Here is a 22736-nt window from a genome sequence, read left to right on the forward strand (position 1 = left end):
GCCGGGGTGGAGATGGTGATGCCGGGGGACAACATCCAGATGAAGATTGATTTGATCACGCCGATCGCGATGGATGAGGGGTTGCGGTTCGCGATTCGTGAGGGCGGCCGGACGGTGGGCGCCGGCGTCGTTACCAAGATTCTGAAGTAGGGCATTCTATATGGCCAGAGAGAACATCATCCTCGAGTGCACTGAGTGCAAAGAGCGGAATTACTTCACCGACAAGAACCGGCGCACGCATCCGGAGCGCGTCGAGCGTCGGAAGTTCTGCTCGCGGTGCAATCAGCATCGGGCGCATAAGGAATCGAAGTAGTCATGGACCAGGTCCAAGCTGTCGAGCCGTCCCGCGGGAAGGTGGCCGGGTATGTCGTCGCGATCCGCGATTTTGTCGTGGATGTCCGCGCCGAGATGCACAAGGTCAGCTGGCCCACCAAGCCGGAGTTGATCGACGCGACGAAGCGGGTCGTCATCATGACGGTGGCCATCGGCACCGTCATCGGGCTGCTCGATGTCGTCCTGAAGAAGATCCTGGTTGACGGCGTTGCCGCGTTGATTCGGTAGCGATATGGACTACCGCTGGTACGCGGTCCAGGTCACCGCTGGACACGAGAACAAGGTCAAAGGCCTGCTCCTTCGCCGGATCGGCGAAGATCCCCGGGTTGCGGACCAAAAATTGGTGCGCCAGGCCTTGGTGCCGATCCAGGAAGCGATCGAGATCAAGAACGGCAAGAAGGTCCTGGTCGAGCGCAAGCTCTATCCAGGGTATGTGTTGGTCGAAACGACCATGAGCCAGGAAGCCCAGCACGTGGTGAACAGCGTGCAGGGGGTGATCAAGTTCGTCGGAACCGGCAAGATGCCGCAGTCGCTCCGGCAGGACGAAGTCAACCGGCTTCTGGGGATCGTCGAAGAGGTCAATGGCGCCAGCCCGAAGGAGGACATCCCGTTCATGATCGGCCAAGCGGTCGAGATCACGGACGGACCGTTCTCCGACTTCAGCGGCACCGTCGAGGAGATCTTGGCCGACAAGGGCAAGGTCAAAGTGTCGGTCTCGCTGTTCGGCCGGCCCACCGCCGTGGAACTGGACTACCTCCAGCTCCGAGGGCATTAGTTAGCTCGGCACTCGGCCGAGCGCCGAGCTCCCAGGGCCGAGTGCCGAGAACCGCGACCGCACGGATAATTGCGGCAGAAACCGTTGGTTGGCGGGCCATCCGCCACCGACATTCGAATTGAGGGAGGAATGGCAAAAAAGGTAGTTGCGATGGTCAAACTCCAGTGTCCCGCTGGAGCGGCCAACCCGGCACCCCCCGTGGGTACCGCGTTGGGTCCGCAAGGCGTGAACATTATGGAGTTTTGCAAGCAGTTCAACGCCCGAACCCAGTCCCAGAGCGGAATGATTATTCCGGTCGTCGTGACCGTGTTCGCGGACCGCACGTTCACGTTCATCACCAAAACGCCGCCCGCCTCGAACCTCCTCATGAAAGAGGCCGGGATCGAAAAGGGCAGCGCGCAGTCGAACCGGAACAAGGTCGGCAAGGTGACCCGAGCGCAGCTCAAGAAGATCGCCGAGCTCAAGATGAATGACCTGAACGCCACCGAAATGGAGTCAGCGATGCGGATGATCGCCGGCACCGCCCGGTCGATGGGTCTGGAGGTGGCGGACTGATGACCGCGATCGGTAAGAAATTCACCGCCGCCCTCGGCAAGGTTGATCGGACGAAGGAATATCCGATTCCCGACGCGGTCAAAGTGGTCAAGGCCGTCTCGTTCGCGAAGTTCAACGAGACCGTCGATGTGGCCGTGCGGCTCGGCGTCGATCCGCGGCATGCCGACCAGGTGGTACGTGGTACGGTCGTCCTTCCCCATGGCACGGGCAAGACGGTCCGGGTGCTGGTGATTACCCAGGGCGACCGGGTCAAGGATGCCGAGGCCGCCGGAGCCGATTTTGTCGGCATCGAGTACGTCCAGAAGCTCAAAGAGGGGTGGCTTGATTGCGACGTCATCGTCGCGACCCCCGACGTCATGGGTCAGCTCGGAACCCTCGGCAAAGTCCTCGGTCCCCGGGGATTGATGCCGAATCCGAAGGCCGGAACGGTCACGATGGATGTGGCCCGCGCGGTCCGGGAGATCAAGGCGGGTAAGATCGAATTCCGGGTCGACAAGACCGGTAACGTGCACGCCCCGATCGGCAAGGTTTCCTTCACGGAAATCCAGCTGACTGAGAACCTCCAGGCGTTCATGGAGACCATTCTCAAGGCCAAGCCATCGGCGGCCAAGGGCGTCTACCTCCGCTCGGCGACGGTGTCGAGCACCATGGGGCCGGGCGTCCGGCTGGATACGGCGGTGTACCGATGAGTAAGGCGGAACGACAATCCACGGTCGAGACCCTCACCGCCGCGGTGAAGGGCTCTCCCAATATTTATGTGACGGACTTCGCGGGCTTGAATGTCGCGAAGCTGACCGAGCTTCGTCGCCGGCTTCGGCAGGCGGGGGCTCGGTACGTCGTCGTCAAGAATACGCTGGCGCAGCGGGCGTTGGCGGCCAACCAAGTGGGCCTTCTCGACGACCATCTGGCCGGCCCGACTGGGCTGGTGTTGGCCGGTACCGATCCGCTCGCCGCGGCCAAAGTGCTGGGCCAGTTCGCGAAGGAGCATCAAAAGCCTTCGGTTCGGGTCGGCCTGGTCGACGGCAAGGCGGTCGATCCGGCGTATGTGAAGCGGTTGGGCGAACTGCCGACGCGCGATGAGTTGCTCGGTCAGTTGGCTGGGTGTCTGAACGGTGTCCTCTATCAGGTCGTTGGCGCCCTCGAGGCGCTCAAAGATAAACGTCAAGCTGAAGTAGCTTCTTAAGAGAAGCGGGAGAATCATATCATGTCGACGATGACGAACGAGCAGATCCTCGAGGCGATTGGCAGCAAGACCGTAGTCGAATTGGCTGAGCTGATCGACGCCTTCAAGTCCAAGTTCAATGTGACCGTCATGGCGGCCGCGGCGGGTGGCGCGGCTGGCGGCGCGGCGGCTCCGGTGGTTGAGGAACAGACCGAGTTCTCGGTCATCCTCAAGGAGGGCGGCGCCAAGAAGATCCAGGTCATCAAGGCCATTCGCGAAATCGTGTCCGGCTTGGGTCTCAAGGAAGCCAAGGATATCGTGGACGGCGCGCCGAAGACGATCAAGGAAGGTATCTCCAAGGCAGAAGCCGAAGAGATCAAGAAGAAGCTGGAAGAGCAGGGCGCTACCGTCGAACTGAAGTAAGGGCTGGCAACCATCCACCCGTCATCGGACGGGTGGGTCGGCGGCCCCCCCTTACTTCAGTGAGACGACATGGCACGCTCGGTCGTAGGTCGAATTGGAATTTTCCGCTCGCCACGGGGCCCGATTTTTATCGAATCGGGCTCCCGCGGCAGCTTGTCTTTTTTTGGCACTTGGCACTCGGCACTTGGCACTCGGCGTTCCGCCGATTGTTCCAGTGTCGAGTGCCGAGTGCCGAGTCCCGAGGTAATCGATGACTGAATTCCGGCCAGTGATTTCGTTCTCCAAGCGCGACGGTGCAATGGACATGCCCCACCTTCTGGACATCCAGACGCGGGCCTTTTCGTCCTTGCTCAATCCCGACGACGTCGACGGCGACCGCCAGGATGTCTCGCTGGAACGGGTCTTCAAGGACCTGTTTCCGATCAGTGACGTGAACGGCAAGTACGAACTCGACTTCAAGAGCTATTCCCTCGGTGAGCCCAAGTACACGGTCGAGGAGTGCATTGAGCGCGACATGACGTATGCCGCTCCGCTCAAGGCCAAGTTGGCCTTGAACGTGTTCGAGGATGTCGACGGCCAGCGTCGGCTGAAGAATCAGATCGAGCGCGAAGTCTATCTCGGTGAACTGCCGATCATGACCCCGTTGGGCACCTTCGTCATCAACGGCGCCGAGCGGGTGGTGGTGAGCCAACTCCACCGGTCGCCGGGCGTGGTCTTTGAAGAAGAGACCCATCCGAACGGACAGTTGCTCTATTCCGCGCGGATCATTCCGTTCCGGGGTTCGTGGGTCGAGTTCACGATCGACATTCACGACGTGATTTACGTCCACATCGACAAAAAGAAGAAGTTCCCGGCCACCGCCCTGTTGCGGGCGTTCGGGTACGGCAAGAATTCCGACATTCTCAAGTTGTTCTTCGCGACCAAGTCGATCAACATCGCCGGCAAGCTCGAAGCCCGGCAGGAGCGCCGCGAAGTCCTGGGCGCGTTGTTGGCGGCTGACGTCCCGAATCCCGAAAAAAAGGCCGGCGATCCGCTCGGTCATCTGGGCGACGAACTCACGCCCGAGCGCCTCAATGCGATGCGGCACGTCGGGGTCAAACAGGTCGTAGTGTTTGCCGGCTACACGCCACTCGACCTTCGCGAAGACGAACAGCCGACCACCACCCGCGACCGCGCACCCCACCTCCTGGCCTTCGACGTCGCCGATCCATCGACCGGCGAAGTGGTGGCCGAAGGCGGGGATGAGGTCGACGAGAAGCTCCGGAAGAAGCTGCTTGCCGCCGGCGTCGTGAAGGTCGAAGTCCTCCTTCCCCCCGGGCGGGCGGAGTCGCCCCTGGTCAAGAACACCCTGGCCAAGGACCCCACGAAAGACGAAACCGAGGCCCTGCAGCAGATCTACTCACTGCTCCGGCCCGGCGACGCCCCCAACCTGGAGACGGCGCGGGCTCAGTTACAGCGTCTATTCTTCAATCCGAAGCGGTATGACTTGGGCCGGGTTGGCCGGTACAAGATCAATCACCGGCTCGGGCTCAAGACCGATCCAAACCACACCGTCCTCACCGAAGAGGACTTCGTGGCCATCATCCGATACCTGATCGACCTTCACGACGGGCGCGGGCACACCGACGATATTGACCACTTGGGCAACCGGCGGATCCGGTCGGTCGGCGAGCTGATCGCCAATCAATTCTCCGTCGGCCTCTCCCGGATGGCGCGGTTGGTCAAGGAGCGGATGAGCATCAATTCCGATCCTGAGAAGATTTCGCTCGACGATCTGGTCAATGCGCGGACCGTCAGTGCCGTGATCCAGGCGTTCTTCGGGTCCTCGCAGTTGTCCCAGTTCATGGACCAGACCAATCCGCTGGCCGAGCTCACGAACAAGCGCCGCCTGTCGGCCTTGGGACCCGGCGGCCTGACCCGCGAACGGGCCGGCTTCGAAGTCCGGGACGTGCACTACTCGCAGTACGGCCGGATGTGCCCGATCGAAACGCCGGAAGGCCCGAACATCGGCCTGATCACGAGCCTGGCCACGTTTGCCAGGATCAACGACCTCGGGTTCATCGAGACGCCGTATCGGGTGGTCAAGGCCGGCCGGGTCACCGCCGAAATGCGATGGCTCTCGGCCAGCGAAGAAGAAGGCTACGCGGTGGCGCCGGCCAACACCATGGTCGACAAGAACGGGAAGTTCGTCGAGAGCATGGTCCTCTGCCGGCGGGGCGACGACTATCCATTGCTCGCCCCGACCCGGATCGACTACATGGACGTGAGCCCCGAGCAGCTGGTGTCGATCGCGGCGGCGCTGATTCCGTTCCTCGAGCACGACGACGCGAACCGGGCGCTGATGGGCTCGAACATGCAGCGCCAGGCGGTGCCGCTGTTGTTCCCGGACGCCCCGACCGTCGGGACCGGGCTCGAAGCCAAGGTGGCGAGCGATTCAGGCGCCGTCATTTCGGCCCGGCGGGCCGGGGTGATTACCAAAGTGACGGCTGACGAGATCATCGTCGACTGCGGCACGGCGGGGGCAACCGACGTTCCCTTGGCCCGTTTGGCCCAAGTGGACCGGTATCGGGTCAAGAAGTTCTGGCGGACCAACCAAGACACCGCGATCAATCAGCGGCCCTTGGTCCAAGTTGGCGATAAGGTGCTGGCCGGGCAGGTCATCGCCGACGGACCGGCCACCGACGCCGGCGACTTGGCCTTGGGCGGGAACGTCACGGTGGCGTTCATGCCCTGGTACGGCCACAACTTCGAAGACGCGATCGTGCTGTCCGAGCGCCTGGTCAAGGATGACGTCTACTCGTCGATCCACATCCAGGAACTCGAGCTCCACGTCCGGGATACCAAGCGGGGCCAAGAAGAGATCACGCGCGAAATTCCAAACGTGTCCGACGAAGCCTTGGTTGATTTGGACGAACGGGGCATCATCCGGATCGGCGCCCATGTGAAGCCGGGCGACATTCTGGTCGGCAAGATCACGCCGAAGGGCGAGACCGAACTGTCGCCGGAAGAGAAGCTCCTGACGGCGATCTTCGGTGAGAAGGCCAAGGACGTCAAGGACAGTTCGCTCAAGGTGCCCCCGGGTATGAAGGGTACCGTCATCGACGTCAAGATCTTCAGCCGGGTCGAGGATCAGGTCGTCGAGAAGGATCGCGGCGAACGGATCGGCGAAGTCCGCCGGATCGAACATGAGGAGAAGACCCGGATCAACGAGGTGATGGTCGCCGAGGTCAAAGAGTTGATGACCGGCCAAGAGGTGGCCCTGCTGCTCAAGGCCGGTACGGTGGAGGAGCTCGTCGCCGCCGGGACCAAGCTGACCGCGGAGAAGCTGGCCTTGGTCGACCTTCGCGAAGTCGACCTCAAGACCCTTCGGTTGGCCAACAAGGCGGCCAACGAGCGAGCCCGGCTGACGATCGACACCGCGACCCGCGAGCGGGCCAAGGTCGAGGAGAAGGCCGAAGACCAGATCGACAAGATTCTCCAGCCGGACGAACTGCCCCCGGGCGTCATCCAGTTGGTCAAGGTGTATCTCGGCGAGAAGCGGAAAATCTCCGTTGGCGACAAGATGGCCGGTCGTCACGGCAACAAGGGTATCGTGGCCCGGATTGTTCCAGAGGAGGACATGCCGTTCCTCCCGGACGGAATCCCGGTCGACATCGTGCTCAATCCCCTCGGCGTACCGAGCCGGATGAACGTCGGTCAGATCCTGGAGACCCACCTCGGGTGGTGCGCCAGCATCCTGGGCTTCAAGGCCAAGACTCCGGTCTTCCGGGGCGCCGATGAGGGCGAGATCGGCCTCCTGTTACGGGTTGCCGGGCTCAAGCGCGCGGGCCAGGCGCTGATGCTTCGGAGCCGGGCCCCGGAGCCGACGGCGGAGGCGGTCCGGACCCTGACCAGCGATATCCACCGGCTCGGTTTGTCGAAGAAGAGCGTGGCCGGTGCGGTCATCTCGGATTTGGCGAACCCGGCGTGTTCGGCGTCGACGAAGAAGCTATCGGACGATATCCGGCATTTCGTGGAGTTGGCGGCGGCCGAGTTGGCGGAGCGGGAGGCCACCCAGCGCCAGCAGGAGATCGCATTCCACAAGAGCCAGGTGGCCAAGTCCGAGGGCGCCCGCAAAAAGGAATTCGAGGCCGCCCTCAAGGTCCTCGAGGCCTCGGGCACGGGGGCGCAGTTGCTCGAGGCGTCGGCGCCGGAACTCGCCGCGATGCTGTCGGGTAAAGCAACCGCCGACCAACTCGGGGTCGCGGCCGACGCGTTGATCAGGCAGGCCGGGCTCACCCCCGCCGGCAAGGTCCGGCTCCGCGACGGGCGGACGGGCCAATCGTTCGCGAGCGACGTGACGGTGGGCACGATTTACATGCTCAAGCTGTCCCACTTGGTCGACGACAAGATCCACGCCCGCTCGATCGGACCATACTCATTAGTTACCCAGCAGCCGTTGGCCGGTAAGGCGCAGTTCGGTGGCCAGCGATTCGGCGAAATGGAAGTCTGGGCCCTCGAAGCCTACGGCGCCTCGCATCTTCTTCAAGAGATGCTCACGGTCAAGTCGGACGACGTGAACGGACGCAGCAAGGTCTACGAGGCCATCGTGAAGGGTCAGAATCTGCCCGAACCGGGTATTCCGGAATCCTTCAACGTGTTGGTGAAGGAACTTCAGGCGCTGGGGCTCAAGGTCACCTTGGGTGCTACCGCAGAAGGCGAGGAGTAAGAAACCATGATTGATTTTCGAAGCGGGCGCGAGCCCAAGAGCTCCAGCTTTGACTATATCGCGATCCGGATCGCCTCCCCCGAGGAGATCCGCGGTCCCCGGGACCCGAAAGAACGGGAGCGGCTCGAACTGCAGGGCCTCCGGTCGTGGTGGTCGTGGGGCGAAGTCACCAAGCCCGAGACCATCAACTACCGGTCGTTCAAGCCGGAACGGGACGGCCTGTTCTGTGAGCGGATCTTCGGCCCGGTCAAGGACTGGGAGTGCCACTGCGGCAAATACAAGCGGATTCGCTATCGCGGAGTGATCTGCGACCGCTGCGGTGTCGAGGTGACCCTTTCCAAAGTCCGCCGCGAGCGGATGGGGCACATTGAGTTGGCCGTGCCGGTGGCGCACATTTGGTTCTTCAAGACGCTGCCGAGCCCGATGGGCAACTTGCTCAACGTGACCCTGCGAGAGCTCGAGCGGATCATCTACTACTCGGCCTACGTGGTCATCGAGTCCGGCAAGCAGGACGTCGAAGTCGGCCAGTTGCTGGACGAAGACGAGTATCTGAACCTCCGGATGCAGGCCCGGGAAGCCAACGATACCGGCTTCCGGGCCGAAATCGGTGCTCCGGCGGTGCGGGCCATGCTGGAGACCATCGACGTCAAGCGCCTGGCGGAGGAGCTTCGCGCCTCGGTTTCGACCGAGACGAGCCAGCATCGCAAGAAGCAGATGCTGAAGCGGCTCAAGATCGTCGACGCCTTCTTGTATTCGGGCGAAAACCAGGACTCGGGCGGCAATAACCCGACCTGGATGATCATGGACGTGATCCCGGTACTCCCGCCGGATCTGCGTCCCCTGGTCCCGCTCGATGGCGGTCGGTTCGCCACCTCGGACCTGAACGACCTCTACCGCCGGGTCATCAACCGGAACAACCGGCTGATGAAGCTCATTCAGCATCGTGCGCCCGAGGTCATCCTCCGGAACGAAAAGCGGATGTTGCAAGAGGCCGTCGACGCTTTGTTCGACAACGGCCGGCGTTCTAAGGCCATTCGCGGCCGCGGCAAGCGCCCGTTGAAGTCGTTGTCCGACATGCTGAAGGGTAAGCAGGGCCGGTTCCGGCAGAACTTGCTCGGCAAGCGGGTCGACTACTCCGGCCGGTCGGTCATTGTCGTCGGGCCGGAACTTCGGCTTCACCAGTGCGGTCTGCCCAAGGCCATGGCCGTTGAGCTCTTCAAGCCGTTCATCATCAACAAACTGGTCGAAAAAGGCATTGCCGAGACGGTCAAACGGGCCAAGAAGATCGTCGAGAAGGAGGGCCCTGAGGTCTACGAGATTCTGGAAGAGATCATTCAAGATCATCCAGTGCTCTTGAACCGCGCCCCGACGCTCCACCGACTCGGGATCCAGGCGTTCGAGCCCAAGCTGGTCGAGGGCAAGGCCATCCGGATTCACCCGTTGGTCTGCGCCGCGTTCAACGCCGACTTCGACGGCGACCAGATGGCGGTCCACGTGCCGCTGTCGTTCGAGTCGCAGCTCGAAGCGCGGGTGCTGATGATTTCGTCGAACAACATCCTTAAGCCGTCCGATGGTCGGCCGGTGGCCGAGCCGTCGCAAGACATGGTGCTGGGTTCCTATTGGCTCACCAAGTTCCCTCCGGGGTTCGAAGAGGAGCATCGGAAGGGAGCCGGGAAGCTCGAGGAAACCAAGGCCCGGCTGTGGAAAGGCGCCAAGTACTTCGGCTCGATCGCCGAGTTGGAAATGGCTTTGCTGTCCGGGGCCATCGACTACCATAGCCCGATCCACTTCTGGTTCGTGCCTCCGCGCGAGGCGGCCGACCACGAACCGCGGTGGATTCGCACCACGGTTGGCCGGGTGCTATTCAATAACATCCTGCCCCGGCAGACCGTGGCGGAACTCGGGTTCCGCGACGACGTGATGAAGAAGAAGACGCTCTCGGAATTGGTGCTGCAGAGCTACCGCCGGGCCGGTCTCAAGGAGACGGTCGAGTTCCTCGACCGCCTCAAGCGTTTCGGGTTCGATTTCGCCACGATCGGCGGCGTATCGATCGGTATCGAGGATCTCGAGGTCCCGGCTGAAAAGGTCAGCCTGCTCGATGAAGCGCAGAAGCGGGTGGAGCGGTTCCAGAAGGCGTACAACACGGGTCAAATCACCTTCGGCGAGCGGTACAATAAGGTGATCGACGCCTGGACCCACGCGAACAACGACGTGGCCGAGGCGATGATCTCGCATATGCGGAAGAGCCGGGGCGGCTTCAACCCGGTATACATGATGTTCGATTCCGGCTCGCGCGGTAGCCGCGACCAGATCCGGCAGTTGGCCGGGATGCGCGGGCTGATGGCCAAGCCGCAAAAGAAGCTGACCGGCGGCATCGGCGAAATCATCGAGAGCCCGATCAAATCGAACTTCCGCGAGGGCCTCTCGGTGCTCGAATACTTCATCTCGACCCACGGAGCCCGGAAGGGTCTCGCGGACACCGCGTTGAAGACGGCCGACGCTGGATACTTGACTCGGCGGTTGGTCGACGTGGCCCAGGATGTCACGATCACCGAGGAGGATTGCGGCACGATCCTCGGCCTCGACATGGCGGCCCTCAAGGAGGGCGAGGACGTCATTGAGTCACTCGCCGAGCGGATCATCGGCAGTGTAGCCGCCGAAGATGTCATGGATCCGCACCAGCTCGACGAGCATGGCGACCATCGGGTGTTGGTGGCGTCGGGACAATTGGTTTCTGAGGAGACCGCAGCGGCCATCGAGGACGCCGGGATCGATAAGGTAAAGATCCGGTCCGTCCTGACCTGTGAATCCAAGCGTGGTGTCTGCCGGATGTGTTATGGCCGGAACCTGGCCACCATGGCCATGGTCGACATGGGCGAGGCCGTTGGCATCTTGGCCGCCCAGTCCATCGGCGAGCCGGGTACCCAGTTGACGCTCCGGACGTTCCACATCGGCGGTACCTCGGCCCGGATCGCCGAAGAAGCCGAGCGGCGGGCGCGGTCGGACGGTATCGTCAAGTACACCAAGGGGCTCGAGTGGGCCGACTTGGGTGTCGAGTACGAAGACGGAAGTAAGGCCAAGCTTCGGGTCACGCTCACCCGTGAGGACGAGTCGGCTGAGGAAGAGAGCAAGGAAGGGATCTACATCGTCGATCCGAAGAATCCGACGCATGTGTTGTCCCGGTATCCGGTGCCGCAGGGCGCCATGATTCAGGTTCCGGAAGGCACCGTCGTTACCAAGGGCGACAACGAGCGGCGGGCCACGATCCTCTACACCTGGGATCCGTACAACGATCCGAGCATCGTCAAGCAGGACGGGACGTTGCGGTGGAAGGACCTGGTCCCTGGCGTCACCCTTCGTGAGGAGCTCGACGAAGGTACCGGGCTCCGGTCGCTGGTGGTGACCGCCGATCCGGACCGGGAGCTCCATCCCTCGGTGCTGGTCTACGTGGCCAACCGGAAGGACCCGCAGGAATACACGCTGGCCGAGGGCTCGCGCATCATCCTCGGCTCGCCCACGGACCAGGTCACTCGGGCCATGCATCTGCCCGACGAGGCCAACCCGTGGTCGAGCAAGTTCCACGTCGAAGAGCGGCCGATCAACGATGCCTGGCCCTCGAAGACGAAGAAGGAAGCCAAGGACCGCACGGTATTCCTGTCCGCTCCAGTGGCGGTGGCCAAGGGCGTCACGGTCACCAAGATCCCGCGGCAGGCCTACAAGACGCGCGACATCACCGGCGGCTTGCCGCGGGTGGCGGAACTGTTCGAGGCTCGACGGCCGAAGGATCCGGCGACGATGTCGGAAATCGACGGCATGGTCAAGTTCGGCGAGATCAAGCGGGGCAAGCGCGAGATCTTCGTGTATCCGATGACCAAGGACGGGGTCATTGACGAGAAGGAGCCGGCGCAGGTGTATGAAGTGCCTGCCGGCAAGCACCTTCGGGTCCACGAGGGCGACCGCGTTCGGGCCGGCGACCGTTTGACCGAAGGCCCGGTCAACCCTCACGAGATCCTGCTCATCAAGGGACCGCGCGCGGTGCAGGAGTACCTGCTGAACGAGATTCAAGAAGTGTATCGGTTGCAGGGCGTGCGGATCGCGGACAAGCACTGCGGTGTCATTGTCAAGCAGATGCTCCAGAAGGTGCGGGTCACCGATCCGGGCGACACCAGCTTCTTGGAGGCCGAGGCGGTCGACAAGTTGAGTTTCCGAGAGGAAAACGAGCGGACGGTCCGGCGGAAGCTGGCGCCGGCCACCGCCGAGCCGTTGCTGCTCGGGATCACCAAGGCGAGTTTGACGACCCAGTCGTTCATCTCGGCGGCGAGCTTCCAGGAAACCACCCGGGTGCTCACCGACGCGGCGATTCGGGGGGCCAAGGACGATCTCCGCGGGCTGAAGGAAAACATCATCATCGGTCACTTGATCCCTGCGGGCACCGGTCATTACCGGTACGTCGATCTGGACGTCCAGGCGCCCCCCGGATTCGAGCCGCCGTCGCCGGAGCCGGAAGTGGTACCAGCCGCGGTGATCGTGGAAGAGGTCGAGGTTCTGTAGAAGAGATCAGCGCCTGGGTGACGAGCCCAGGCGCTTTTCGCGAGGAGGGGTCCGGTCAGCGTTGGGCATCCGGATACGAAGCGGCCCGGGCACTCCAAGGAGTACCCGGGCCGCGTTGTTGTCGGGCGGAAGTTCTAGCGGTCTTTCGAGCGCCGAGTTCGCCGCCGGGCTGCCTGCGCCTTCAAGGCGCGGGCAACGCTCGGTTTGAGGTAGTGGCGCTTCTGCTTGAGTTCCTTGAGGATCCCAGCCTTCTGGACCTTACGCTTGAAGGTCTTGATGGCCCACTCAATCCCGTCGGTCTCGCTCAATTTCACTTCAATCATGGTGCTCCGCCTTCCTCATCGATGAATGAAACGGCCAGTTCTCCGTCTCGGGACGAACTGGCCGTCGCCGTACCGTGATGTTGGTTTGGAACCTTAGGCGCTGAGGCGAACCACGTTCTCCGCCGCCGGGCCCTTGGCGCCCTGGACGACGTCGAACTCAACCCGTTCGCCCTCAGCGAGGGTCCGGAAACCCTGTGCCTTGATGGCCGAGTGATGGACGAAGCAATCCTTCTGTCCGTTTTCGGGGGTGATGAAGCCAAAGCCCTTGGTCTCGTTGAACCACTTCACCGTGCCGGTCGTACGCATTGTCCTACTCCTAAAATGATGTCGTAATCGGAGCCGGACCATGCCGTACTTGACCGACTACAAACGTTTCGTGATCGAAAACCCTCACGACGGGCTGTTCCCGAGGGCCGGACGTTTTCCGGCAATCGGGCAATAAAAAGAGGGCCAGCGTCGCCAGCCCTCGTTGCCTCGGAACCTTACCCCCCAAATGGTGGGCGTGATCGCTCGCGCACCATGATAACATCAGCCTGGTTTTGCCGCAATACCTGGCTCTGACGGGCGAGTCGGCGCTCCCTTGCCGGGGCCGGCACCTACTTGTCTCGAACAGGTAGCGACGCGAAATTCAAGGTCGTTTCCACCACTCAAGCCCAAGGCCCTCCTGTGCGATTGCTCCCGCGAGACGAGCGATTTTTTGATTTGTTCACGTCGGTGGCCACCCTCAATGTCGAGGCGGCCAAGCACCTCCATGAGTTGTTCAAAGCGGAGCCTGACAGCCGCGCGTACCTCGCGGAGTCGATCAAGCGGCTCGAGCATGAAGCGGATGTCTTGACCCATGACGTCATTACCCGGCTCGACCGGAGCTTCATTACGCCACTCGACCGCGAAGACATCCATATGCTGGCATCCCGCTTGGATGACGTTTTGGATCGAATCGACGGGACGGCGCGCCGGGCCCAGATCTTCCGGCCCGGCCATACTCCCCAGGGGATCGTCCTGATCACCGACGTGATCGTCCGCTCGACGGTTCAACTCAACGAAGCAGTTCGGGTGCTCAACAGCCAGAAGACGCCGGTCATCATCGCGGCCTGCACCCAGGTCAAGAAGCTCGAGGAAGAGGGCGACTTCATCTATCACGAATGGCTTGGCCGGCTGTTCGACGAGGAGAAGGACCCGATCACTCTCATCAAGTGGAAAGAAATTTACGACACGTTGGAGAAGACGCTCGACCAAGCGGAGGACGTCGCGAACGTTCTCGAGTCGATTGCCATCAAGCACAGCTGATCGCCATGACACCAGAGGTAGTTTTCATCGTCTTGGTCGTCGCGATTGCGCTCGCGTTCGATTTCATCAATGGGTTTCACGACAGCGCCAACTCGATCGCGACGGTGGTTGGAACCCGGGTGCTGACGCCGGGTGTGGCCGTGGCCTGGGCGGCATTCTTCAACTTCGTCGCTGCCTTTACCGTGGGGACGGCGGTGGCGAAGACGGTCAGCAAAGGCTTGATCGATCCGGCGGTCGTCGATCCCCAGGTGATTCTCGGGGCGTTGATCGGCGCCATCGTCTGGAATTTGGTGACTTGGTGGCTCGGCTTGCCCTCGTCCTCTTCCCATGCGCTGCTCGGCGGTTTCGGCGGCGCCGCTGTGGCGAAAGCGGGCATCGGGGCCTTGATCGGGTCTGGCTGGGTGAAGCCCCTCGTGTTCATTGTCTTGTCACCGCTGATTGGGGCGGGCGCCGGACTGGCGCTGACGATGATCATCGGATGGAGCGTGTATCGGTTGCCGGCCGCCAAGCTGGATCGGGTGTTCCGAAGGATTCAACTCCTCTCGGCGGCGGCCTTCTCGATCAGCCACGGCGCCAATGACGCTCAGAAGACGATGGGGATCATCGTCGGTCTGCTGGTGTCGGTCCACCCAGTTTTCAAGGATGCCACGGGGTGGCAGTCCATTCTGTACGTGCCATCGGCCGATACCATTCCGCTCTGGATCGAGATGAGCGCCTACAGTGCCATTGCCCTTGGCACGGCGCTCGGCGGGTGGCGGATCGTCAGGACGATGGGGACCCGAATCACCAAGCTGCGCCCGTTTGGGGGGTTCTGCGCGGAATCCGGTGGAGCGATCGCGATCTTCCTGGCGTCGGCCCTCGGGATTCCGGTCAGCACGACGCACACGATTACTGGGGCGATCGTCGGGGTGGGCACGGCCCAACGACTGTCGGCCGTTCGGTGGGGTGTGGCCGGGCGGATTGTCTGGGCATGGCTCCTGACGATTCCACTGTCGGCGTCCATCGCGGCCATCGCCTACATCATCGTCCGATAGCGGCGGCCATTTCTCCGGCGCTCGACCACCGATCCTCAGGGGTCTTGGCGAGGGCCCGGGTAATGGCCCGGGCCAAGCCCGCCGGCACGGTCGGCACCAGTTCGCGGATGTCGGGGATCGGTGCCGTCCGATGCAGCTCCAATACTGCAAGTTCGTTGGGACGCTGGTAGGGGGTTCTCCCGGTCAAGCACTCGCACAGCACGCAGCCAACCGAGTACAGATCCGACCTTGGATCGACGAGGGTTGCCCCCATAATCTGTTCGGGACTCATGTAGCGAGACGTCCCGACCGCCATCCCGCTCTTGGTCAGTCGGTCGGTGCCAGCCAGTTCGATGGCCCGCGAAATCCCGAAATCGATGAGGACGGTGCCGGCGCCTGAGATCAGGATGTTGTCCGGCTTGACGTCCCGGTGCACCACGTGCCGCTCGTGGGCCAGGGCATCGAGAAGGTCGAGGCCGAACCGGGTCGTGTCCTCAACCGAGATCTTGCCCCGCTGCTGGAGCACCTGGTACAGGGAAGGGCCGTCCACGAACGGCATGGCGTAATACACCAGCCACTCCGAGGTGCCCGAGTCGATCAGCCGCCCGATCTCGACGTCGACTTCGTAGCGCCTGGCCAGCGCAGCCCGCACGATCGGAAGAAGTTCTCGCGCGATGCCAGGAGTATACCTCGGGCCCCGCCGCTTGGTTAGCACCCCTTGCGCCGCGTGATCCTCCGAGAAATCCTTCTCCCGTCCCCGACCGCCGAGTGCCGAGTGCCGAGCGCCGAGTCCCGAAACGAGAACCCGCCGCTCAGCGGCCTGCGGATCGTCGAGTTTGCCGGGATCGGCCCGGCGCCGCTGGCCGGCATGCTCCTGGCTGACCTGGGCGCGGACGTCGTGGTCGTTGAGCGGCCGAATGCCGGCGGGATCGGGTCGATGATTCCCCGACGGCACCTCATTACCAACCGCGGAAAACGCCTAACGATTGCCGACCTCAAGTCCGCCGCCGGCTGGGATGCTGTGTTCGGACTGGTTGACCGCGCCGACGGCCTCATCGAGGGGTTCCGCCCCGGCACCATGGAACGGTTGGGCCTCGGTCCCGATCAGGTCCTGGCCAGGAACCCGCGCCTGGTATTCGGCCGGCTTACCGGCTGGGGCCAACGTGGCCCGCTCGCGGCCACGGCGGGCCACGACATCAACTACATCGCGTTGACTGGAGGACTGGACGCCATCGGCCGGGCCGGGGGGCCACCGCTCCCACCGGTCAACTTCCTGGGCGACTATGCGGGTGGGACGATGTTCGCGGTAACCGGCGTACTCGCGGCGCTCCTCGAGGCCCGCCGGTCCGGGAAAGGGCAGGTCGTCGACGCGGCGATGATCGACGGAGTCGGGGCCCTCCTCGCGCCCATGATGGGCATGCTTTCGGCCGGAGCGTGGACCCCGGTGCGGGGCCAGAATCTCTTCGATACCGGGGCGCCGTTCTACGACGTGTACCCCGCCGCCGACGGCAGGTTCGTCGCGGTGGGTGCCCTCGAGGACGAGTTCTTTGCGGCCTTGGTCGAAGGGCTAGGGCTTCCGGCCGGCGTGCTCGTGACGCGGTGGGATCGAGCGACGTGGCCTGAACTCCGTCGGCAGATTGCGGCGGCGATTGGTCAGAAGACGCGGGACGCTTGGACGGCGGTGTTTGCGGGGTCCGATGCCTGCGTGGCGCCGGTCCTTTCGATTGCCGAAGCCGCCCGCGACGAGCACCAGCTTAGCCGCCAAGGGTTCGTAGACGTTGAGGGACAGCTTCAGCCGGCGCCAGCGCCGCGGTTCAGCCGCACGCCGCCGCGGCCCCCGACCGCCCCGCCGGTTGACCTGACGCCAATCGAGGTCGTCCTGTCGGAGTGGGGCAACTCGCCTAGCGCTTGAACGGTCCGTCGCGGAGATCCACTGTTCGGCGGACCCTGCCGGTCCGGTCGATTATCCGGACCAACGACATCCACGGGATGGTGTGCAGGCTGATTGCAGGTGCCGTGGCCGCCTGGAGCGCGCTCCCGAAGGTGAAGGCATCGGCGAGGGCGTCATTGACGAGATAGCCTTCGTCCCGGAGGGAGGCCGCCGTCAGGGCCGACAGAGGATTGGCGCCTCCGCCGTTGAGGTACCCGGTCATCAGCTCGTTGTACAGGATCGATTCCCGCCAATGCGCGTCCCGGGTGCCGCCGCCGCCGAAGTTCTCCACCGGGACCGAGATACCGGGAAATCCGGTCGCGGAGGCGGCTGACGCGGCAAAGGCCATTCGACCCGATGGTCCGGTGAAGAACGGATCTCCCGTGCCCCGGCCGGTGATCAAGCCCTTCAGGTTCCAAAGCGTGCCGATTCCAAATATATGACCCATCTCGTGGAGGACGACGTCTCGAAACCGGTCACTCGCCTCGAGCGTCGCCACGTCATCAACGTCGAATTGCATGATTCCGATCACTGATAGCGAATCTTCCTGCCGGATGTAGCAGGGGCCGGCCCATCCGAGAATGCCGCCGGGGCCGTCAATCTTGGCGATCTTGGCGAAGATGAGGAGATCGTCGATCGTTTCGGTGATGGCTTCTCCGCCGCAGGAATCCAGCGAACCATCGGGGTCGCTGCTGTTGAACGGGGTGTCGACCAAGTCGCCCAGGATGATGCTCGACCAGCGGGCCGCAGCACTGTCGAACGCGGCCTTCTGCGTCACACTCGGCGCCGGTCCGATGAAGCGGATGTCGACCTGATACGCCGATGGCGGCGGGGTCAGGGTAGTGGCCGTGAACGTGATCGGTGGGAGGGCGCCCGTCGTGGCGGTGACGCTTTGCGGCCCGGCACCAAAGCGCCAGCTGCCTAACACGGCCTCGCCCTTGAAATCGGTCTTGGGCGCCGCGAGGGTGGTCTTCCCGCCGCCCAGGGCCACGGCAAAGGTGACCGTCTCGCCGGCCACGGGCCGGCCTTGCACGTCGACAACCCGGACGGTGGGCCGGCTCGAGCCGAAATTTCCGGCAAAGCCGGTTTGCGCGGTGGGGAGGGTTGACGCGATCGCGGCGGCTACTGCCGCCGCACCGGTCGCCTTGAATTTGGTGGGGACGATCCCTGGCGTTTCGACGGACAGTTCATTGGCGCCGGGCGTCGGGCCGAGGATCCAGCCGGGAGCGGTCGCCTTCCCGCCGACGTTGGTCTTGACCGACACAGCGCCATTCAAGCGGCCGCCGCCTCCTGACACCGTGAACGAAACGGCCACCCCGGCCAGGGGTTGATTCTGGCCGTCGAGTGCCCGAATGGCGATCGGGCTGGTCACCAGGGTGCCGGCATTGGCGGTTTGGTTGTCTCCGCTGCTCACTTCGACGGCCCCGGGGATGGCGAAGGCCACGAAATTGCTGGTGGTGGATTCAGGCCCTCGGGCCTGCAGGGTGTAGGACCCGGGCTCCGCTGCGATGGTCCACGAGGTGACGCCGGCCCGTCCAGCGGCGTCGGTGATGGCGGTTCCGCCCTGGACCGTTGAGCGGGCCGTGGCATCGACAAAGTTGATCTCCTGGCCTGAAATCGGGTTGCCGAAGGCGTCAGTGGCCTTAATTGCCGGGGCACTGCCGACCGTCCGCCCGACGATGACGAACTGGCTGGGCTCGGAAACGGGGGTCAGCAGCGCCAGGGGACCGATTCGGGCGGTGGCCCGGGCAATGGCCGGGCTCGGGACCCCGGTCGCGGTGGCCGAAAAGGTCTGGCCTCCGAGCTGTCCGCCGAGGATCCAGGTCACGGTCACTTGGCCGGTGGCATCGCTGGTGTCGGCCAGCACCGAGGGGAAACCGAACTCGGCTGCGGCGACAAAGGTGACCGGGACCGCGGGGAGGGGGCCGTCCTTGTCGCCCACGACGAAGGTCAACGGCGTCGCCAGGGGGGTGCCAACCTGGGCCTCCTGGTTGTCACCGGTCAGGAGGGCAATTCGGTCCGCCTGCCGGGGGCGGGGGGGGGGCGGAGTCGGCATCTCCCCGCCGCAGGCGGCAACCAGGGCCAGGCACACAAGGGATGGGAACCTCTGGACGGGCATCGGGCCTCGGCGGCAGTGAAGGGTTGGCTTCAGAATCGCACGCTTGGGCGGTCATTGGAACCCCCGGCGTCCCCCTCGTTCGGCTTGGGTTAGACCAACTCCTTGACCTGTATAGACCTCGGCTGTAGCTTACCGGGCTCTGAATTAGGTCTAAGAATTAGGTCTAAGAATGCCGACGATTAATCAACTCGTCCGTCGCCCACGAAAAGCGCCGGTCTACAAAGACAAGTCTCCAGCGCTCACTCGGAATCCGTTCCGTCGGGCGGTCTGTACCCGTGTCTATACCGTTACTCCGAAGAAGCCGAACTCGGCGCTCCGCAAGGTGGCGAAGGTCCGGTTAACCGACGGATACGAAGTCATCGCCTACATCCCGGGCGAGGGGCACAATCTCCAGGAACACTCGATCGTCCTGATTCGGGGCGGACGGGTGAAGGATCTTCCCGGGGTTCGGTATCACATCGTTCGCGGCACGTTGGACGCCGCCGGTGTGAACGGCCGGAAGCAAAGCCGCTCGAAGTATGGTGCCAAGGCCCCGAAGCCGGGCGCTGCGGCTGGAGCGAAAGCTGGAGGTAAGAAGTGAGCCGTCGCAAAAAATCGGTGCGTCGTCCGATCCCACCGGATCCGCGGTACGACAGCCAGACCGTTACGAAATTCCTGAACGCGTTGATGTACCAGGGCAAGAAGAGCTTGGCCGAGCGGGTGTTCTATACGGCCATGGACCTGATCGAAGAGCGGACGGGGCAGCCCGGAGTGACGGTCTTCAAGCAGGCCGTTTCCAACGCCAAGCCGGCCGTCGAGGTCAAGAGCCGCCGGGTCGGTGGCGCGTCGTTGCAGGTGCCGGTCGAAGTCCGGCCGGAGCGCCGCACCGCCTTGGCCATGCGCTGGTTGATTCAATATTCACGCGCCCGGAGCGAGAAGTCGATGTCCGAGCGTTTGGCTGCCGAAGTCATCCTCGCCTCCAAGGGCGAAGGCAGCACGGTGAAGAAGAAGGAAGACACCCACAAGATGGCGGAAGCCAACCGAGCCTTCGCACACTATAGGTGGTAGTAGTCTCGGCACTCGAGTGCCGAGTGCCGAGATTCAGTGCCGCGTGACGGTCGGGGAGTGATCCCCCGCCACCTCCGGCACGGTGGAAAAAGTAAGGGTCGTCCAATGGGCGCCCCCTCCCAACGTCGGCATCGATGGTCTGACGTGGAGGTAGTGCGGAGCGACACCGCGGGAATTTCCCGGCCGGTCGCCCCGCTTTTGTATTGATGAAATGATTAACCGGCAGAGCCGGACGGGGCTTAAGGGCAGCTTATGGCACGGAAAACTCCACTCAGTCGCTATCGCAATATCGGCATCATGGCCCACATTGATGCCGGGAAGACGACTACGACCGAGCGCATCCTGTACTACACCGGCAAGAACTACAAAATCGGTGAGGTCCATGATGGCGCTGCCACGATGGATTGGATGGAGCAGGAGCAGGAGCGGGGCATCACGATCACGTCGGCCGCCACGACCTGTTTCTGGATGCATAACGACCTCGAGTACCGCATCAATATCATCGACACCCCCGGGCACGTCGATTTCACGGCTGAGGTCGAGCGGTCCCTTCGGGTCCTCGACGGCGCCGTCACGCTGCTTGACTCCGTGGCCGGCGTCGAGCCGCAGACCGAGACCGTCTGGCGGCAGGCCGACCGGTACGGGGTACCGCGGATTATTTTCGCGAATAAGATGGACCGGGTCGGGGCCGACTTCTTTCGGTGTTTGAGCATGATCCGCGACCGGCTGAGTAAGAAGGCTTTTCCGCTCCAGCTGCCGATCGGGTCCGGCGAGACCTTTACCGGGCACATCGATCTCATCCGGCAGGTCGAGATCGTGTTCGATGACGAGAACATGGGCAAGACCTTTACCGAGATGCCGATTCCTGAGGCGTACCGGGAGCAGGTTGCCCTGTACCGGCATGAGCTGATCGAGGCCGCGGTTGAACACGAGGAAGAGGTCCTTGAGCGCTATCTCGCCGGGCAGGAGCCGACGATCGATGAGATCCGGGCGGGGATTCGGAAGTCAACGATCAACGGCTGGATGGTGCCGGTGCTGTGCGGGGCCTCGTTCAAGAACAAGGGCGTTCAGGCTCTCCTCGATTCCGTCATCGATTTCCTTCCTGCCCCATCCGACATTCCGCCGATCAAGGGTCACCTCCCGCTCCACGACGATACCCACGTGGAGCGGATCGCCTCGGACGACGAGTCGTTCTCGGCGTTGGCGTTCAAGATCATGACGGATCCGTACGTCGGCCGGTTGACCTATTTCCGGGTGTACTCGGGGTCGATCAAGTCTGGCAGCTACGTCTACAACAGCACCAAAGACAAGCGAGAGCGGATCGGCCGTTTGTTGCAGATGCACGCGAACAAACGCGACGAGATCGAAGAAGTATTGGCCGGCGACATTGCCGCCGCGATCGGCCTGAAGGACACCCGGACCGGCGACACCCTGGCGGATGCCGATCACCCGGTCATTCTCGAAGCGATGAAATTCCCGAATCCCGTCATCGACGTGGCGATCGAGCCGAAGACCAAGGCCGACCAAGACAAGATGGGCATCGCGTTGCACAAGCTGGCCGAGGAAGACCCGACGTTCAAAGTCCGGACCGATGTCGAAACCGGCCAGACGATCATCGCGGGGATGGGCGAGCTCCACTTGGAAATTCTCGTCGAGCGGATGAAGCGGGAATTTAAGGTCGAGGCCAACGTCGGCCGCCCGCAGGTGGCATTCCGCGAAACGATCAAGAAGAAAGTCACCGACGTCGAAGGCAAGTTCATCCGGCAGTCGGGCGGTAAGGGACAATACGGCCACGTCGTCATCGACCTCGAGCCGGCGGAGCCGGGCACCGGCTTCCATTTCGAGGACAAGATCGTCGGCGGCACCATCCCGCGCGAGTTCATCAAGCCGGTCGAGGCCGGGATCAAGGAAGCGCTCGAGACCGGCGTGCTGGCGGGCTACCCGGTCGTCGATGTGAGGGTGAAACTCGTGTTCGGCAGCTACCACGACGTCGATTCCTCGGAAATGGCGTTTAAGATCGCCGGCTCGATGGCGTTCAAAGAAGCCTGCCGCTTGGCCAAGCCGATCATCCTCGAGCCGATCATGGAAGTGGAAGTCGTCACCCCCGGCGATTATCTCGGCGACGTGATCGGCGACTTGTCGGGCCGGCGGGGCAAGATCGGCGGGATGACGCAGCGGGGCGATAACCAGGTCGTGGCCTCCGAGGTTCCGTTGTCGGAGATGTTTGGATACTCGACCACGCTCCGCAGCATGAGCCAGGGTCGGGCCGTGTATACGATGCAGTTCGACCACTACGAGCAGGTGCCGAAGGCAGTCGAAGAGCAAATCGTGGCCAAGACGAAGAAATAACGGAGAATCACCATGGCAAAAGCGAAATTCGAGCGGACGAAGCCGCACGTGAACGTGGGTACGATCGGGCACGTCGACCACGGGAAGACGACGACGACGGCGGCGTTGACGAAGGTGTCGGCGGAGCAGGGCCTGGCGACGTATATCCCGTACGACCAGGT

At 63.1% G+C, this 22736-nt stretch carries 21 protein-coding genes; 17 read left to right on the forward strand and 4 right to left on the reverse strand.

What is annotated here, in order from left to right:
• From tuf (EXR94_14195) to rpoC, 10 genes are all read left to right on the forward strand, one after another.
• The coding region (gene tuf, locus EXR94_14195) for an elongation factor Tu (GenBank protein ID MSR03865.1) at positions 1–150 on the forward strand (150 nt) is incomplete at its 5' end.
• Between the two features lie 10 nt (positions 151–160).
• Complete coding sequence (gene rpmG, locus EXR94_14200) at positions 161–313, forward strand: 50S ribosomal protein L33 (GenBank protein MSR03866.1); 153 nt, start codon at positions 161–163, stop codon at positions 311–313.
• Between the two features lie 2 nt (positions 314–315).
• Positions 316–561, forward strand: coding sequence for a preprotein translocase subunit SecE (secE, locus tag EXR94_14205; GenBank protein ID MSR03867.1), 246 nt, complete (start codon positions 316–318; stop codon positions 559–561).
• 4 nt (positions 562–565) lie between these two features.
• Positions 566–1108: a transcription termination/antitermination factor NusG gene (nusG, locus tag EXR94_14210; GenBank protein ID MSR03868.1), complete on the forward strand. Its 543-nt coding sequence runs from the start codon at positions 566–568 to the stop codon at positions 1106–1108.
• 129 nt (positions 1109–1237) lie between these two features.
• On the forward strand, positions 1238–1663 hold the full coding sequence (gene rplK, locus EXR94_14215; protein ID MSR03869.1) for a 50S ribosomal protein L11: 426 nt from the start codon (positions 1238–1240) through the stop codon (positions 1661–1663).
• Positions 1663–2352 (forward strand): 50S ribosomal protein L1, encoded by a 690-nt coding sequence (locus EXR94_14220; protein MSR03870.1) that lies wholly within the window; start codon positions 1663–1665, stop codon positions 2350–2352. The genes rplK and EXR94_14220 overlap by 1 nt, the downstream gene beginning before the upstream one ends.
• The gene (locus tag EXR94_14225) at positions 2349–2846 is read left to right on the forward strand and encodes a 50S ribosomal protein L10 (GenBank protein ID MSR03871.1); all 498 of its coding nucleotides are present in this window, start codon (positions 2349–2351) and stop codon (positions 2844–2846) included. Before EXR94_14220 ends, EXR94_14225 begins: the two co-directional genes overlap by 4 nt.
• Before the next feature lie 21 nt (positions 2847–2867).
• On the forward strand, positions 2868–3248 hold the full coding sequence (locus EXR94_14230) for a 50S ribosomal protein L7/L12 (protein ID MSR03872.1): 381 nt from the start codon (positions 2868–2870) through the stop codon (positions 3246–3248).
• Between the two features lie 250 nt (positions 3249–3498).
• Positions 3499–7956: a DNA-directed RNA polymerase subunit beta gene (gene rpoB, locus EXR94_14235; GenBank protein MSR03873.1), complete on the forward strand. Its 4458-nt coding sequence runs from the start codon at positions 3499–3501 to the stop codon at positions 7954–7956.
• Between the two features lie 6 nt (positions 7957–7962).
• Complete coding sequence (gene rpoC / locus EXR94_14240) at positions 7963–12507, forward strand: DNA-directed RNA polymerase subunit beta' (protein MSR03874.1); 4545 nt, start codon at positions 7963–7965, stop codon at positions 12505–12507.
• 134 nt (positions 12508–12641) lie between these two features.
• Here rpoC and rpsU read toward each other — a convergent pair whose 3' ends face one another.
• Together rpsU and EXR94_14250 are read right to left on the reverse strand one after the other, a co-directional pair.
• The gene (gene rpsU, locus EXR94_14245; GenBank protein MSR03875.1) at positions 12642–12830 is read right to left on the reverse strand and encodes a 30S ribosomal protein S21; all 189 of its coding nucleotides are present in this window, start codon (positions 12828–12830) and stop codon (positions 12642–12644) included.
• 93 nt (positions 12831–12923) lie between these two features.
• Positions 12924–13136, reverse strand: coding sequence for a cold-shock protein (locus EXR94_14250; GenBank protein MSR03876.1), 213 nt, complete (start codon positions 13134–13136; stop codon positions 12924–12926).
• A gap of 294 nt (positions 13137–13430) precedes the next feature.
• Here EXR94_14250 and EXR94_14255 point away from each other — a divergent pair, with 294 nt between their 5' ends.
• Both EXR94_14255 and EXR94_14260 read left to right on the forward strand, forming a co-directional pair.
• On the forward strand, positions 13431–14117 hold the full coding sequence (locus EXR94_14255) for a DUF47 domain-containing protein (protein MSR03877.1): 687 nt from the start codon (positions 13431–13433) through the stop codon (positions 14115–14117).
• A gap of 5 nt (positions 14118–14122) precedes the next feature.
• The gene (locus tag EXR94_14260) at positions 14123–15151 is read left to right on the forward strand and encodes an inorganic phosphate transporter (protein MSR03878.1); all 1029 of its coding nucleotides are present in this window, start codon (positions 14123–14125) and stop codon (positions 15149–15151) included.
• Here the strand turns inward: EXR94_14260 and EXR94_14265 are convergent.
• Positions 15138–16085, reverse strand: a complete 948-nt coding sequence (locus EXR94_14265; protein ID MSR03879.1) for a serine/threonine protein kinase — start codon at positions 16083–16085, stop codon at positions 15138–15140. The two genes, EXR94_14260 and EXR94_14265, sit on opposite strands and share 14 nt — an antisense overlap.
• On the opposite strand from EXR94_14265, the gene EXR94_14270 reads away from it, so the two are divergent.
• Positions 15906–17042, forward strand: a complete 1137-nt coding sequence (locus EXR94_14270; protein ID MSR03880.1) for a CoA transferase — start codon at positions 15906–15908, stop codon at positions 17040–17042. The genes EXR94_14265 and EXR94_14270 overlap by 180 nt on opposite strands.
• Here EXR94_14270 and EXR94_14275 read toward each other — a convergent pair.
• Positions 17032–19179 carry a hypothetical protein gene (locus EXR94_14275; protein MSR03881.1) on the reverse strand — a complete coding sequence of 716 codons (2148 nt, stop codon included), beginning with the start codon at positions 19177–19179 and terminating at the stop codon, positions 17032–17034. The two genes, EXR94_14270 and EXR94_14275, sit on opposite strands and share 11 nt — an antisense overlap.
• 169 nt (positions 19180–19348) lie before the next feature.
• On the opposite strand from EXR94_14275, the gene EXR94_14280 reads away from it, so the two are divergent.
• From EXR94_14280 to tuf (EXR94_14295), 4 genes are all read left to right on the forward strand, one after another.
• Positions 19349–19759: a 30S ribosomal protein S12 gene (locus EXR94_14280; GenBank protein MSR03882.1), complete on the forward strand. Its 411-nt coding sequence runs from the start codon at positions 19349–19351 to the stop codon at positions 19757–19759.
• Complete coding sequence (locus EXR94_14285; GenBank protein ID MSR03883.1) at positions 19756–20226, forward strand: 30S ribosomal protein S7; 471 nt, start codon at positions 19756–19758, stop codon at positions 20224–20226. Before EXR94_14280 ends, EXR94_14285 begins: the two co-directional genes overlap by 4 nt.
• Before the next feature lie 252 nt (positions 20227–20478).
• On the forward strand, positions 20479–22575 hold the full coding sequence (gene fusA, locus EXR94_14290) for an elongation factor G (GenBank protein ID MSR03884.1): 2097 nt from the start codon (positions 20479–20481) through the stop codon (positions 22573–22575).
• 12 nt (positions 22576–22587) lie between these two features.
• A partial coding sequence (gene tuf / locus EXR94_14295; GenBank protein ID MSR03885.1) for an elongation factor Tu occupies positions 22588–22736 on the forward strand: 149 nt, incomplete at its 3' end.

This window comes from Gemmatimonadota bacterium (assembly GCA_009692115.1).
Classification (GTDB): Bacteria; Gemmatimonadota; Gemmatimonadetes; order Gemmatimonadales; family GWC2-71-9; genus SHZU01.

Excerpts from the sequence above, each read along its gene's own strand:
- rpmG (MSR03866.1), top strand. The coding sequence starts at position 161 with ATGGCCAGAGAGAACATCATCCTCGAGTGCACTGAGTGCAAAGAGCGG.
- secE (MSR03867.1), top strand. The coding sequence starts at position 316 with ATGGACCAGGTCCAAGCTGTCGAGCCGTCCCGCGGGAAGGTGGCCGGG.
- nusG (MSR03868.1), top strand. The coding sequence starts at position 566 with ATGGACTACCGCTGGTACGCGGTCCAGGTCACCGCTGGACACGAGAAC.
- rplK (MSR03869.1), top strand. The coding sequence starts at position 1,238 with ATGGCAAAAAAGGTAGTTGCGATGGTCAAACTCCAGTGTCCCGCTGGA.
- EXR94_14220 (MSR03870.1), top strand. The coding sequence starts at position 1,663 with ATGACCGCGATCGGTAAGAAATTCACCGCCGCCCTCGGCAAGGTTGAT.
- EXR94_14225 (MSR03871.1), top strand. The coding sequence starts at position 2,349 with ATGAGTAAGGCGGAACGACAATCCACGGTCGAGACCCTCACCGCCGCG.
- EXR94_14230 (MSR03872.1), top strand. The coding sequence starts at position 2,868 with ATGTCGACGATGACGAACGAGCAGATCCTCGAGGCGATTGGCAGCAAG.
- rpoB (MSR03873.1), top strand. The coding sequence starts at position 3,499 with ATGACTGAATTCCGGCCAGTGATTTCGTTCTCCAAGCGCGACGGTGCA.
- rpoC (MSR03874.1), top strand. The coding sequence starts at position 7,963 with ATGATTGATTTTCGAAGCGGGCGCGAGCCCAAGAGCTCCAGCTTTGAC.
- rpsU (MSR03875.1), bottom strand. The coding sequence starts at position 12,830 with ATGATTGAAGTGAAATTGAGCGAGACCGACGGGATTGAGTGGGCCATC.
- EXR94_14250 (MSR03876.1), bottom strand. The coding sequence starts at position 13,136 with ATGCGTACGACCGGCACGGTGAAGTGGTTCAACGAGACCAAGGGCTTT.
- EXR94_14260 (MSR03878.1), top strand. The coding sequence starts at position 14,123 with ATGACACCAGAGGTAGTTTTCATCGTCTTGGTCGTCGCGATTGCGCTC.
- EXR94_14275 (MSR03881.1), bottom strand. The coding sequence starts at position 19,179 with ATGCCCGTCCAGAGGTTCCCATCCCTTGTGTGCCTGGCCCTGGTTGCC.
- EXR94_14280 (MSR03882.1), top strand. The coding sequence starts at position 19,349 with ATGCCGACGATTAATCAACTCGTCCGTCGCCCACGAAAAGCGCCGGTC.
- fusA (MSR03884.1), top strand. The coding sequence starts at position 20,479 with ATGGCACGGAAAACTCCACTCAGTCGCTATCGCAATATCGGCATCATG.